Here is an 11,608-nt window from a genome sequence, read left to right as displayed (position 1 = left end):
GGAAGGTCGCGACGTGGGTAGCCACCCCGGCCCGGCCGCGCCTGGTCGTCCTCGTCGACGAGGGCGCCGACCTGATCACCATGGACAGCAAGAAGACGCCGATCATCGAGCCCCTGTGCCAGGTCGCCCGTCAGGGCCGGTCCCGGCTGGCCGACCTGCTGTGGTGCACGCAGAAGCCCACCGTGGGCGAGGGCATCCCGTCGCAGATCATCGGCAACATGTCCGTCCGCGTCGTCCTCCAGACCGCCGGGCAGACCGAGACGCAGCAGGTCATGGGCAAGGGCTGGCAGAACCACATGCTCCCCGGCCCCGGCCTGGCGTACATCCGGGGCACCGGCCGCGACGAGGAGCAGACGCCCGTGGCCGTCTGGAACGCCTCCGATGACGCCCTGGTGACCGCGCTCCCCCGCCGGGAGCCGTGGCGCCTGGACCGGGCCGCAGCAGCACCGCCCGCCATGCCGGCCACTCCCGCGACGGCACCGGCCCCGGCCGGGCGGCCCGCGCTCCGGCTCGTGAAGGACGAGGCCGCGACCGCTCCGGCGCAGCGGACCGAGGAAGCCGCGGCGACCCCGGCCGGGCTGACCGAGACGGAGGCGGCGGTCGTCGACGCGGTCCAGAAGGCGGGCCGACCGGTCCGGCAGAAGGACGTCGTCGACGCCTCCGGAGTGGCCAAGGGCACCGTGTCCAAGGTCGTCAACAAGCTGATCGGGGCCGGTGTCCTGGCCCGTACCGAAGACGGCGCGATCATCGCCGCCGCCAAGGAGGTGTCCGCGTGATGCGCAAGTTCCTGAGCTCCACCGGTCCGGCCGTCGCGATGACCGCCGTGTCCATGGCCCTGACCCTGGCCGTCGTCGTCCTCTGGCTGGGCGGCCCGATGCCGTGGGGCATCGCCCTCGTCGTCGGCATCGGCCTGGACGGCGGATGGCTCGCCACCCTGGCGTACGAGCGCCGACTGGCCGCGCAGGGCGACCGCTCCACCCCGGTCGCCGTCATCGGCTGGGCGTTCGGCCTCGTCGCGACCGGCGTCCTCGTCGCCCACGCGCTCACCGAGGAGACCGGCACGGCCGCCTGGCTCGCCGTCTCCTGGCTCCCCCTGGCGGCCAAGGCGCTGTGGCTGGTCCACGGCCTGTGGGAGCGCACGGCGCTCACCCCGAAGGCGCTCCGCGAGATCCAGAGCATCCACCAGACGGCCCGCGACCAGGCGGCCGTGGCCCGCGCCCGGCTGGCCGCCCAGGCGAAGACCGAGGAGACCCGACTCGTCGCGGTGACCACTGCCGGCGCCCGGGTCGCGAAGGTCCAGGCGGCGACGGCGCAGCGACTCGCCGGAGCCTGGACGGCCCTCTCCGACGCCCACGACGACGAGAGCACCGACAACGCTCTGACCTGCGTGACGAGCCGCGTCACGCCCCCGTCGCACCCCTCCGTCACGGGCGTCACGCCCCCCTGGGAGCTGCCGGTCTGGGGACCGGTCGAGACGCTCGAACTCCCCCCGGCCGCCGTCGACGCCGACGACCAGGCCGAGGAGCAGCCGCTCACGGACGACGACCTTGACGCCCTCGTCGCGGCCATCCGTCACAGCGAGACCCCGCCCCTGTCGTACCGGGAGATGGCCACCCGCTTCCGGGCCGCCGGACACTCCGCGTCGGAGGTCCGCCTCCGCTCCTCCTGGCGCCGGGTCATGGCCCCCGCGCAGACCGGCTGACCGTCGCCCCCTCCGGCCGGGTCGTCAACACGGCGACCCGGCCGGGCCCCCCGATCGGAGGAAAAGACATGACCGATCCGACCCGCTGCCCGGCCGCCCACTTCGAGGACCCGACCCCCTGCGACGGCCCCCCGGCCGTCACCGTCGTCGACGCCACCGGCGGAGGCGCGGACGGCTGCGAGCACCACGGCGCGCGACTCCTGGCCTCCGTCGACGGCGCCAGGGTCTACGCCCTCCCCGACGCCCCGGACGGCGCAGCCCTCCGCGTCTTCAAGGCGGCCGACGAGACCCGGCCGTTCGCCTGGGTGCAGAGCGCGCCGCGGACTGGTCCCGACTCGCTCAGCCGCGCGGAGGTCCGGCGCCACGCGGCCCGCGACGCCGACGAGGCGGCGGCCGTCTGGGACGGGCGCGGCCTCCGCAACACCGGGGCCGGGGCCGCCATCGACGGCGACGACTGGACCTGACGCTGACCCCACCGCCCGCCTGCCGGCACTCCGCCCGGCAGGCACCCCACCCCTGGAAGGACCCGCACATGACCAGCACCGACCGACACGACGTCACCACCGCGACGACCGGCCTCCCCTGGCACGGCGACGCCACCACGGAGGACCTGGCCGCCGCCCTGGAGCGCGCCGCCCAGCTCGGCGCCCAGCTCCGCGCCGTGTCCCACAGCCGGGCCGCCCGGGAAGCGGAGTACCGGGAGGTGATCGCCCTCTCCCGCTGGCTGGTCGCGGCCGGTCAGGCCATGGTCGAGGACATCACCGACCCGGCCCGGATGGACCGCTTCCCGCTGGAGACCCCGGCCGGGTAGCGGCCCCTCCGCCCCCGTGACGCGTCGACGCCCCACCGGAACACACCCGGTGGGGCGTCTTGCGTACAACCGCTCACCCGTGACAAGGTGACACGCACGTCACAACGGCCGCTCAAAGCGACAGGCGCCCCGCCCGGGGAGCCCCCGCAGCGAAACGCCTGAGTGGTGGGGCATGATCGCCCCGGAAAACAGCACGACCCCGGATGTAGGAGTCCGGGGCCGCCGCTCCCAATCGGTCAGCACACCGACAGGACACGTTGCTCGTGAGCAGGGTACAGCCGAGTGATCTGAATTCGCCAGACAGGCAGGCCGCACCGGCCGCCGTCTCGGGCGATGCCTCCGCGCCCTCGTCCATGTCCGAGCTGCTCCAGCGTCAGCGCGTTGCCCGCGAGGCCGGACGTGCCCGCCGCCGCGCCGACCGTCTCGCCGCGCGTGACGCCCTCCGCGCCCTCGATGCCGGCCACCGGGCCGCCCGCCTGGAATCGGCCCGCACGGCCGCCCCCAGCCCCTCCCCCACCGCCACGGACGCGACGGCCCCGGCCCCCCACGGCGGTGCGGCTTGGTACTCAGGGAACAGTGTTTCCGCCGCTGGTCAGAGGCCCGTGACGGCCGGTCAGCCGGACGACGACGGATGCGGGGCCCTCGTCGCCCGCCAGGACGCCCGGCTGCGCCTCCGCGACGGCATCCAGCGCATGACCGACCTCCCGTCGGTGCGCGGCTGCGAGACGGCCCCCCTGGGCGAGGCGGTCGGCGTACGCGCCGTCGCGGGCGAGGTGACCGGGTTCTCCGGCCTCGTGAGCTGCGGCTCGGTCTGGGCCTGCCCGCCGTGCGCCGCCCGGGTCCGCGCGGAGCGGGCCGCCGAGCTTGAGCGGTTCTCGCTCGCCTGGCTCGAAGCCGGGTACGGCCTGGCGATGGTCACCCTGACCGTGCCGCACTGGAAGCACGTACGGCTGGCCGACTACACCGACGAGAAGGGCCGGGCGGTCAAGGGCCAGTTGGGGAAGCTCCTGGAGGCGTGGCGCGGCATCGGCCAGGGCGCTTGGTGGGTCGGCCGGGACGTCGTCCGCGACGGGGCCCCGGCCCGCTGGACGTCGGAGTGGGAGCGGGACGAGACCGTACGGCCGAAGGTCCACGCGGACGGCCGCCGGACCGTGTGGCGCAAGGGGTTCGCGGAGCGGTACGGCATCGAGGGCACGACCCGCACGGCGGAGATCACCGACGGCGCGAACGGCTGGCACTCCCACCTGCACGGGCTCCTGTGGCTGTCCGGGGAGCTCAGCCGCGAGGCGGCCGACGTCCTCCAGGCCGAGTTGTCCCGCCGGTGGGCGGCCCGCTGCAAGTCGGCCGGTCTCCCGACCCCGGACGCGACCGCCGGTTGCCGGGTCGACCCGGCCGGGAAGGACCGCGACGGCCGCGCCCGCCTGGCCCGGTACATCGCCAAGGTGCAGGAGCCGGACGGCAAGACGCGGAGCCTGGCCTCCGAGCTGACCCGTGGCGACATGAAGCTGGCCCGTGGGGCGAAGGGGCGCACGCCGTTCGAGCTGGCCGCCCTGGCGGTCGCCGGGGACGGCGCGGCCCGGCTGCGGTGGCTGGAGTACGAGCGGGCGACGAAGGGGCGGCGCTGCCTCACCTGGTCCCACGGCCTCCGGGAGCGCCTGGCGGCCCTCGTCGGCGACGAGGTCGACGAGCGCACCGACGAGGAGCTGGCCCAGGAGGCGGCGGAGGCGGAGGCCCGGCAGCCGAACCTGGCGATCCGCCGCGAGGCGTTCCGCGAAGGGGTCGTGCGCCGGACCGGCGGGCGGGCCGACGTGAAGATGGCCGGGTTCGTCGGCGGTCTGCCGGCAGTCGAGGCGCTGCTCACCGGCTGGGGCCTGGCGGCGGGCACCGACTTCTGGCGGCTGGACCCGGCCGGGCCCGGCCTGCCGACCACGGGCGAGCAGATCCGCCGGGGCCGGGAGCAGCGGGAGGCCAAGGCGGCCCGCATCGCGGCGGCCGACGCCATCCCGACGTCGCGCACCCCGCTGGAGTGGGCGGCCGACCAGGAGCGCCGCCGGGTCCGGCACGCGGAAGCCCAGCGGGAGCAGGCGGCCGTGACGGGCCGTGAGACGGCCGACGAGACGGCGGAGCGCCTGGCGGCCGGGGACGCGTTCCGCGCCCGCCTCCGGGCCGTACGGGCCGCGCGGACCGCGTAGCCAGCGGGCCGGACCTCCCCGGGGTGGGAGGCCCGGCCGCCGGGTCTACCGGGGGGCCGACTCGATCAGCCGGTAGAGGTCTTCCGCCGTCACCTCCCCCACGGGGTCGGGGTGCCCGGGGACGAGGGCGAACAACTCCGCCTGGCGGTCGAGGAGCCGGGTCGCGGTGTCGACGGCGCGGACGTCGCCGGACATGGCGAGCGGCCAGACGCGGGCGAGGAGCAGCTCCAGGCGCGCGGCGAGAAGTGCCCGCCGCTCGCCCTGGGTGGGGTCTGGAGCGTCCAGGACGGCCCGGAGGTCCGGGAGGGCCGGGAGGTCCGCGCAAGGCGCACAGGAGCGCTCCAGGCGATTCAGGCGGGCGGAGAGGTTCCGGCTCATGGGTGCTGCTCCTCGTCGTCGTCGTACGTGATGGGGATACGGGCGTCGGGGTCGTCGCCGTGCGCGGCCGGGGTCACCGGGCGGTCCCGGCCGGGGTGGAGCTGGTCAGGGTGTCGGCGTACGCGGCGGCGTCGTCCTGGTCCCCGGCGGCGAGAGCGGCGAGGAGTCGGCCGACGTCGTCGCGGGTGTTGTGCAACACGACGTGCGGGGCTTCCCCGGCGGGCAGGGTCGTGCTCGGCAACGTCGCGATGCCGGCGCTTTCGAGGAGCGCAGCGGCGGACGGTCGCACGTAGGGCTGGCCCGGGGTCGGGTCGACCTCGTAGGCGCGGGCGGAGGCGAGGATCGCCGGGGCCATGGCGCGGCGGATGTCCCCGGCGGAGACGGCGAGCGCTCCCCCGGCCGCGTCGATCCGTTCGGCCAGGGCCTGCATGGGGTCGGTCAGGTCTCGGCTCCCGACGTCGCTGGTCCGGCCGTGCCGTGCGGCGAGGACGACGGCCGCGGCTGCCACCTCGTGCGCCCGCTGCTCGCCGTCGACGGTCATCCGCCGGGCGTCCGTAACGAGGCGGTCGACGAGGTCGGCGGTGGGCAGGGCGCGGAGGCGGTGGGCGAGCGTCTGGGGGGCGGTCTGGGTGGGCATCAGGTGGTCCTCTCGGTGGGGGTGTTGCGGGTCAGGCACCGGCCGCACAGGCGGGCCAGCACTTCCAGGGGTCCGGCGCGCAGTGCGGTGAGCCCGGGTCGGGCCATGTCGTCGCACAGGGCGCACCAGGGGTCGAGGAGCAGCGCCGCGAGGGGGGCGTGGCCGCAGTCGACGCACCACACCCCGGCGGCCGGGTCGCCCCCGGAGATGAAGCGGGCCCCGACGTGGCCGCACGTCCGGCTGGTGACGGCGCGGGAGGCGACGGCCGCGCCCCAGGTGCGGACGGTCGAGCCGAGGGTGACGGGGAACGCGCGCTCATCCACGGCGGCCCCGGCGCCGCTGCTGCTCCTGATGCCGGCGTGCGGCAGCGAGCAGCTCGGCGGCCGTCGTCGTCGGCCGGACCCAGTCCTCCGCCGCGACGGCGAACGCCTCCCCCGCGTCGGCCCGGTGCCGTTCGGTGAACTCGGCGGCCCAGGCGGACGCGGACACGGCCGACTCCAGGCGTACGGCCTCGTCCGCGAAGTGCCCCAGCTCGTGCGCGATCAGGCGGCCCGGGTTCGGGTCGTGCCGGTCGTCCAGGAGCACGTCCGCCCACTGCGCCCCGTCCGGGGCCTCGTGGAACTCGGTGTGCCCGCTCCCCGGGCCGTACGCCCGGCCGCCCCGGATACGGAGCGCGCGGAAGGGCCCGGCCGCGACGAGGCCGACCGCCAGGCGCTCCCAGATGCGGGCGGCCGGTGCGCCGGTCTCGACGCTCACCCAACGCCACGTGTGGTCCCGGCCGTAGAACTGGGCGGCCGTCACCGGGGGGAGCGGGAGCGGCCGGGTCGCGCGCACCGGGTGCTGGGCGGCGCGGACCGGGGCCAGGCTGGCCGGGCGGCGGGGTGCCGGCCGAACCGGCGGAGCGGGCCGCTGCTCCTGGTCGTGCTCCTCGTCCGGGCGGACGGCGGCGGCCCGCCGGGACCGGGCGGCGGCCAGGTCGAGCGGGCGGCGGCGGGCGGCGGCCCACTGCGGGTCGAACGCGGCCAGCAGCTCGGTATGCCGGCGGTTCTCCGGATGCCGTGCGGCGTACGCGCGGGCGGCGGCGAGGTCGAGGCTCATCGGGCGGTCTCCCGTGCGGTCGTGATGATCGTGGTCAGCTCGCGGAGCAGCTGCTCCCAGCCGGGGTTGACTCCGTCGGCGGCGTCCTGGCGCTGCTCCCGGAGCAGGGTGAGGATCTCCGTCCCCAGGCGGACGGCTTCCGCGCGGCGGCGCTCCAGGAGCAGCACCCGGGCGGCGAGGTGTCGGCTCACGGCGCGCTCACCTCGTCGTCGTCGGCCGGGAGGTCAAGCTCGCTGAGGCACCGGCTCCCGGCCTCCAGGAGCCCGATGCGCTCCTCCAGCTCGACGTGCGCGGCGATGGCGGGGAGCGTCGCCAGGACGCCGAGAGCGGCCCGCACACGGATGCCCATGGGCTGATCCTGATGGAGGGCCGCGCCCAGGGCGGCGACGGCGGAGCGGGCGACGGACTCCAGGCCGCGCAGGGTCTCCGCCATCGAGGTGCGCCTGATCTCCTGCACCTGGTCGTCGAACTCCTCCTCCTTGGCCCACCGGCGGATGGTCCGGGAGGTGACGCCGACCTCGGTCGCGACGCGCTCTGTCGGCCACCCCCGGGCGAGCATCAGGGCGGCGCGGCTTTTTCTGTCTAGGACACGAGCGGACATGATCGGACACCTTTCGTGTTCGTCGGTGGGTATCGGTGCAGGTCAGGGGTGGTGTCGGTCGGGTGGGGCGGGTTGAGTGGGGGCGGGGAGGGGCGGACATTCGGGGGGTGCTGGGGGCGGTGTTCTCGGGCGTTCCCCGGGAATCCCGACACCGGGGCGGACCCGGGACAGCCGGGGGCGGACACCAGCGGACGGGATCGGACGCGTTTCGCGGCCCGTACGGGGGCGTTGGGGGGTCGGTCGGGGTGTCGGGGCGTCGGGGGGCGTACGGGGCCGGGAGACGGGCGTACGGGGGCGGCGTGGGTCATGTGGTGGCGGGGGGGACGAGGGCGGTCCAGTCCTGTTCGGCGTCGAAGAGTTCGGCGGCCTCCTCCAGGACGAGGGCGTAGTCGTCGGGGTCGTCGAGCTGGGCGTCGATCAGGGTTGCCAGGGCTGCGAGCACGGGCGCGGCGTCGACGGGCATGAGGGTCCTCTCGGGGGCGGAGCTGGTCGGGGTCGTCGGGGTGCCGGTTCTCGAGTGCGCCGGCATGACGGGCGGAGGGTCAGCGGGCGGGCTGCTGCAGCCCGTTGCGGAGGAGCGCGCGGAGCTCCTGGAGGCGGGCGGCCGGGTCGGCGGCCGGGACGGGGGCGGGGCCGAGAGAGCAGCGGACGCACAGGGCGCGGCCGTGGACGAGAGAGCCGTAGCCACGGCAGCGGGAGCAGCGCGGCCGGGCCGTCGCCCGGTGCGGGAGGTCCCGGACGCGGGCCGTCAGCACAGCGGCGTTGGAACGGGCCCACGGGGCCGGGGCGGTGAGGTACCGGAGGAGCGGCTCCTCCAGGAGCACCCAGCCGCGGCGGGCGACGTTGCGGGCCAGGGTCGGGGCGAGCCCGTACGCACGGGCGTAGTCGAGGTTCCAGGGGCGCGGGAGCTCCTGGAGGTACGCGGCGGCCCGGTCGACGTCGGTGAACACGGGCGGGTCGTCGGCTGGAACGGCCATGGGGACACCTCCGCACTGTCGAGTGCATCGGCCCCGGCCCAGAACCAGCGAGCTACGGGCAACGGTACTCCGCGTCATCGGACGACTGCGGACAGTGTCGGGCGTCGGCGGACAGCGCCCGGACCGCTGCGCCGTGCTGGGCCCGGTCGCTACCGTCGACGGCATGACGACATGCGGACATTGCGGCGAGGCGTTCATCCAGTCGGCCATCGGCAGGCGGGCCCGGTACTGCGGGGCGACCTGCCGGAAGAAGGCGTTCGACAAGCGGCGGCTCGACGAGGCGGTCACGGCCGCGATGGCCCGGGGCGTGATGGCGGAGCGGCGGCGGGCGAAGCGTGAGAACGGAACGGGGCCCGGCGTGGGGGACCGTGGGAACGAAACGGCTCCGGCCACTCCCCCGGCTGCGCCCGTCCGGCCGTCGGCGGCGGCCCGCGCGGCGATCGTGCGGACGTCGAGGCGGCGCAGCGGCATGACGGCGTCCGCGATGCCGACGCTGTGGGACTCTGGGCAGTAGGTCGGCCCGGGGGCGGGCCGGGACACGGCGAAGGGCCCGCATCCACCTGGTCAGGATGCGGGCCCTTCGCCGTGCTGCGGGCGGTCAGGTTCCGAGGTAGCGGCGGCCGGTCTCGTACTGCCGGCGCACGGTCGACTGGCGCTCAGCGTCCTCGTACAGGGCGATGGCGATCCGGCGCCACGAGAGCCCGTGGACGTCGCGGAGGCGGACGACCTGCACGGCGGCCCGGCGCTCCAGGAGCCGCGCCAGGGCGACCGTGTGCATGGTCGCGGAGAGCGCCCGGTCCGGGTTCTCCTCGGTCGGCTCGACCTCCCCGGCGGACTCCAGGGCGTAGGCGAGCTGGTCGGTGCTGACCGCGCGGGCGATGAAGCCGCGTGGGTCGTCGCCCTTCGTCCAGGTGATCTCAGCGGCGGTCGACGTGGTCTGAGTGACGGTCACGGCCATGGCTAGGCTCCCTCGTTCGGTGTGTGCGTTGCGCACAGGGAGAGGCTGACACAGGGTGTGCGCAACGCGCAACCCTCCCCGTGGGCGCGGCCGTTGACGGCGACGGCGAGGCTTCCGCCCGGAGTGCCGGCCACGACGTCGACCACCACCTCCCCGGCCGCGCGGGCCCCCGGCACGGGATGCCTGAACGACACGCTCCTCCGCCACGACGAGACGGTCACCGACGCGGAGCGACCACACCGGCCCCGGCCCGATCGCGGCAGCAGGCGCTCCCCGCCAGCCCATCCCCGGAGCGGCCGGGCCGCGTACGCGCCCGCATCCGTGACGGCGGCGGTACGGCGGCCGACCCCGTGACCGCCCGGCGGACGGCACACCGACGAGGAACGACCCCACCCCTCTCGCCGCCAGCCGTCTTTCACACCCCGGAGCACCCGCAGCCGCCCACGCTCCAGGCCACGGAGGATTACGGGCCGTGGGCGGTCTGGACGTCGGCGCGGAGCAGCGCGGCACGATCGACACGGCCGATGGGCTTGCACCTTCACACCCGGACGTGCCAGGCTGGCACGCATGACGCAAGAGAGCACACCGGCCGAACTCCGCGCCGCTGCCGACGAGGCGCTCCGCAAGCCGGGGGCCCGTCGCCAGAAGATCCGCAAGCAGCTCGACGAGGTGGAGGCCGAACTCCGGCCGCTGATCGTCCGGGCCCGCCTCATGGAGGTGCCCGTCCGCCGGGTCACCGCCCTCACGGGGATCGCCCCCGGGACCGTCCAGAAGTGGGCCCGGGAAGCGGCCCGGAAGACGCCGGGGAAGGGGGCCGAGAAGACCGGCTGACGGGGCGCTCCTCGCGCGCGCACGCGTAGGGCCCCCTCCCGGAAACCGAGGAAACCAGGAAACCCGCAGGTCAGCGCGGTTTCCACCCGGAAACCGTCCCCCGCTGGAAACCGGCGGAGGAAACCACCCGAAACGACAGCGGCCGGACCCCGTGTCACCGAGGCCCGGCCCTTGATCCACGAACCCCTGGAAGGACTCCCGTGGACCGATCGCAAGCATGGACGGAGATCACCGCAGCGGCCAAATCCGTGGCCGCCGAGGTGACCAACGGGCTCGACGCCCTCGCCCCCCACTTCGCCCCGTTCGCGGAGCTCTGGGACGCGGAGGCGGACCGCCGCAACAAGCTCCGGACCCCGGAGCACCTCAAGGCCCTGATGGACGCTCAGCGGGCCCACAACAGCGCCCGGTCGACGGCCGCGACGGCGAGGAGCCAGCGGGCGGCGGCCCGCAAGGCGAGCAACAACCCGCTGTCGACGGCCCGCCGGGCGGCGGCGACGGCGGACCGCGCGGCCCGCAAGGGCCGGACGACCGCGAGGGCGGAGCTCAAGAACGCCAAGGCGCAGTACCCGACCACCCTCCGGACCCGGGCGGTGCAGGCGCACGCGGCGCACGTCGTCCCGGCGGCCGTCGCCTCGTACGCCATGTCGACGCCGGTCGACTGGACGATGTGGCCCGCGACCGTGTCAGCCGGGCTGGTCGCGCTCAACGCGGCCGGGCTGTGGCTCGGTCGCCGCGTCGTCGAGGTCGTCGTCGAGGACGGCGTCAGCGTCGAGGAGCGCCGCCTCCTGGAGCGGCTCGACCCCTCGTACTGGGTCGGGCACGCGTCGGACCGTGGCCTGGGCGGGACGCTCACCGGGGCCCCCGTCGTCGGCTCTGCCGGCATCACCTGCGCCGTGCGGCTGGACGGCACTTGGGACCTGCCGAAGTTCCGGGCCGCCGAGGACCAGGTCCGCGCGCTCCTCGGTGCCCGCACCGCGCTGCGCCTGGAGATCAGGGCGGGCGAGCGGGGCGGCTGGGCCGAGCTGGTGCTCCGGACCCGGAGCGCGGTCGACGGCGCGTCGCTCCTGTGGACCCCGGACCGGCAGGGCATCGGCCTGGACACCGGGACGGGCGAGGTCGTCCACCTCCCCCACGGGCGGAAGATCGTGGCCGGGACCTCCGGCGCGGGCAAGTCCGTGCTGCTCCGCGCGATCCTCGCCCCGTACGTCCTGGACCCGCTGTCCACCGTGATCTACATCGACGCCAAGGGCGAGGAGTCGGCGCTCTGGTCGCACTGCGCCCGCGAGGCCATCGACCCGGAGGAGATCGCGGCCGTCGTCGCGGAGGTCGTCGCGGAGATGATGGCCCGCCGCGACGAGATGCGGGCCCGGAAGGTCGCGACGTGGGTAGCCACCCCGGCCCGGCCGCGCCTGGTCGTCCTCGT

Annotated in this window: 18 protein-coding genes; 8 read left to right on the top strand and 10 right to left on the bottom strand. The window is 75.7% G+C overall.

Annotated features, from left to right (window positions below; all coding sequences use genetic code 11):
• The 4 genes from G6W55_RS35720 to G6W55_RS35705 form a co-directional block, all read left to right on the top strand.
• A partial coding sequence (locus G6W55_RS35720; RefSeq protein ID WP_175524793.1) for a helix-turn-helix domain-containing protein occupies positions 1 to 776 on the top strand: 776 nt, incomplete at its 5' end.
• On the top strand, positions 776 to 1,702 hold the full coding sequence (locus G6W55_RS35715; protein ID WP_175524792.1) for a protein spdB: 927 nt from the start codon (positions 776 to 778) through the stop codon (positions 1,700 to 1,702). The genes G6W55_RS35720 and G6W55_RS35715, both read left to right, overlap by 1 nt.
• Before the next feature lie 68 nt (positions 1,703 to 1,770).
• Complete coding sequence (locus G6W55_RS35710) at positions 1,771 to 2,166, top strand: hypothetical protein (protein ID WP_175524791.1); 396 nt, start codon at positions 1,771 to 1,773, stop codon at positions 2,164 to 2,166.
• A 68-nt stretch (positions 2,167 to 2,234) separates the two neighbouring features.
• The gene (locus tag G6W55_RS35705) at positions 2,235 to 2,513 is read left to right on the top strand and encodes a hypothetical protein (RefSeq protein ID WP_175524790.1); all 279 of its coding nucleotides are present in this window, start codon (positions 2,235 to 2,237) and stop codon (positions 2,511 to 2,513) included.
• Positions 2,514 to 2,749: 236 nt separating this feature from the next.
• Here the strand turns inward: G6W55_RS35705 and G6W55_RS35700 are convergent, their stop codons facing one another.
• Positions 2,750 to 2,977, bottom strand: coding sequence for a hypothetical protein (locus G6W55_RS35700; RefSeq protein WP_175524789.1), 228 nt, complete (start codon positions 2,975 to 2,977; stop codon positions 2,750 to 2,752).
• A gap of 138 nt (positions 2,978 to 3,115) precedes the next feature.
• Between G6W55_RS35700 and G6W55_RS35695 the strand changes: the two genes are divergently transcribed.
• Positions 3,116 to 4,705, top strand: coding sequence for a hypothetical protein (locus G6W55_RS35695; protein WP_175524788.1), 1,590 nt, complete (start codon positions 3,116 to 3,118; stop codon positions 4,703 to 4,705).
• A 45-nt stretch (positions 4,706 to 4,750) separates the two neighbouring features.
• Here the strand turns inward: G6W55_RS35695 and G6W55_RS35690 are convergent, their stop codons facing one another.
• The 8 genes from G6W55_RS35690 to G6W55_RS35655 form a co-directional block, all read right to left on the bottom strand.
• Entirely contained in the window at positions 4,751 to 5,083 is a 333-nt protein-coding gene (locus tag G6W55_RS35690) for a hypothetical protein (protein ID WP_175524787.1), read from the bottom strand.
• 73 nt (positions 5,084 to 5,156) lie between these two features.
• Entirely contained in the window at positions 5,157 to 5,720 is a 564-nt protein-coding gene (locus G6W55_RS35685; protein WP_175524786.1) for a hypothetical protein, read from the bottom strand.
• Positions 5,720 to 6,043 (bottom strand): hypothetical protein, encoded by a 324-nt coding sequence (locus G6W55_RS35680; RefSeq protein ID WP_175524785.1) that lies wholly within the window; start codon positions 6,041 to 6,043, stop codon positions 5,720 to 5,722. The genes G6W55_RS35685 and G6W55_RS35680 overlap by 1 nt, the downstream gene beginning before the upstream one ends.
• Positions 6,036 to 6,818, bottom strand: coding sequence for a hypothetical protein (locus G6W55_RS35675; protein ID WP_175524784.1), 783 nt, complete (start codon positions 6,816 to 6,818; stop codon positions 6,036 to 6,038). Before G6W55_RS35675 ends, G6W55_RS35680 begins: the two co-directional genes overlap by 8 nt.
• Positions 6,815 to 7,009, bottom strand: coding sequence for a hypothetical protein (locus tag G6W55_RS35670; protein ID WP_175524783.1), 195 nt, complete (start codon positions 7,007 to 7,009; stop codon positions 6,815 to 6,817). Before G6W55_RS35670 ends, G6W55_RS35675 begins: the two co-directional genes overlap by 4 nt.
• Positions 7,006 to 7,419 (bottom strand): helix-turn-helix domain-containing protein, encoded by a 414-nt coding sequence (locus tag G6W55_RS35665; protein ID WP_175524782.1) that lies wholly within the window; start codon positions 7,417 to 7,419, stop codon positions 7,006 to 7,008. Before G6W55_RS35665 ends, G6W55_RS35670 begins: the two co-directional genes overlap by 4 nt.
• Positions 7,420 to 7,723: 304 nt before the next feature.
• Entirely contained in the window at positions 7,724 to 7,882 is a 159-nt protein-coding gene (locus G6W55_RS35660; RefSeq protein ID WP_175524781.1) for a hypothetical protein, read from the bottom strand.
• Positions 7,883 to 7,961: 79 nt separating this feature from the next.
• On the bottom strand, positions 7,962 to 8,396 hold the full coding sequence (locus G6W55_RS35655) for a hypothetical protein (RefSeq protein WP_175524780.1): 435 nt from the start codon (positions 8,394 to 8,396) through the stop codon (positions 7,962 to 7,964).
• 163 nt (positions 8,397 to 8,559) lie between these two features.
• On the opposite strand from G6W55_RS35655, the gene G6W55_RS35650 reads away from it, so the two are divergent.
• Positions 8,560 to 8,910, top strand: a complete 351-nt coding sequence (locus G6W55_RS35650) for a hypothetical protein (protein ID WP_175524779.1) — start codon at positions 8,560 to 8,562, stop codon at positions 8,908 to 8,910.
• 84 nt (positions 8,911 to 8,994) lie between these two features.
• On the opposite strand, the gene G6W55_RS35645 is transcribed toward G6W55_RS35650, so the two are convergent.
• Positions 8,995 to 9,354 carry a hypothetical protein gene (locus G6W55_RS35645; RefSeq protein WP_175524778.1) on the bottom strand — a complete coding sequence of 120 codons (360 nt, stop codon included), beginning with the start codon at positions 9,352 to 9,354 and terminating at the stop codon, positions 8,995 to 8,997.
• A 567-nt stretch (positions 9,355 to 9,921) separates the two neighbouring features.
• Here G6W55_RS35645 and G6W55_RS35640 point away from each other — a divergent pair.
• Together G6W55_RS35640 and G6W55_RS35635 are read left to right on the top strand one after the other, a co-directional pair.
• Positions 9,922 to 10,185: a hypothetical protein gene (locus G6W55_RS35640; RefSeq protein ID WP_175524777.1), complete on the top strand. Its 264-nt coding sequence runs from the start codon at positions 9,922 to 9,924 to the stop codon at positions 10,183 to 10,185.
• 200 nt (positions 10,186 to 10,385) lie between these two features.
• The coding region (locus tag G6W55_RS35635) for an FtsK/SpoIIIE domain-containing protein (protein WP_375372504.1) at positions 10,386 to 11,608 on the top strand (1,223 nt) is incomplete at its 3' end.

The sequence above is a fragment of the Streptomyces sp. CAI-85 genome (genome assembly GCF_013363615.1).
GTDB classification, from domain to species: Bacteria; Actinomycetota; Actinomycetes; order Streptomycetales; family Streptomycetaceae; genus Streptomyces; species Streptomyces antibioticus_B.
The sequence above is the reverse complement of the archived record's forward strand: the minus strand, read 5'-3'. Positions and strand labels throughout refer to the sequence as shown.

Coding starts and splice junctions, on each gene's coding strand:
- G6W55_RS35675 (WP_175524784.1), bottom strand. CDS start 6,818: ATGAGCCTCGACCTCGCCGCCGCCCGCGCGTACGCCGCACGGCATCCG.
- G6W55_RS35685 (WP_175524786.1), bottom strand. CDS start 5,720: ATGCCCACCCAGACCGCCCCCCAGACGCTCGCCCACCGCCTCCGCGCC.
- G6W55_RS35690 (WP_175524787.1), bottom strand. CDS start 5,083: ATGAGCCGGAACCTCTCCGCCCGCCTGAATCGCCTGGAGCGCTCCTGT.
- G6W55_RS35640 (WP_175524777.1), top strand. CDS start 9,922: ATGACGCAAGAGAGCACACCGGCCGAACTCCGCGCCGCTGCCGACGAG.
- G6W55_RS35660 (WP_175524781.1), bottom strand. CDS start 7,882: ATGCCCGTCGACGCCGCGCCCGTGCTCGCAGCCCTGGCAACCCTGATC.
- G6W55_RS35715 (WP_175524792.1), top strand. CDS start 776: ATGCGCAAGTTCCTGAGCTCCACCGGTCCGGCCGTCGCGATGACCGCC.
- G6W55_RS35655 (WP_175524780.1), bottom strand. CDS start 8,396: ATGGCCGTTCCAGCCGACGACCCGCCCGTGTTCACCGACGTCGACCGG.
- G6W55_RS35710 (WP_175524791.1), top strand. CDS start 1,771: ATGACCGATCCGACCCGCTGCCCGGCCGCCCACTTCGAGGACCCGACC.
- G6W55_RS35705 (WP_175524790.1), top strand. CDS start 2,235: ATGACCAGCACCGACCGACACGACGTCACCACCGCGACGACCGGCCTC.
- G6W55_RS35665 (WP_175524782.1), bottom strand. CDS start 7,419: ATGTCCGCTCGTGTCCTAGACAGAAAAAGCCGCGCCGCCCTGATGCTC.
- G6W55_RS35645 (WP_175524778.1), bottom strand. CDS start 9,354: ATGGCCGTGACCGTCACTCAGACCACGTCGACCGCCGCTGAGATCACC.
- G6W55_RS35650 (WP_175524779.1), top strand. CDS start 8,560: ATGACGACATGCGGACATTGCGGCGAGGCGTTCATCCAGTCGGCCATC.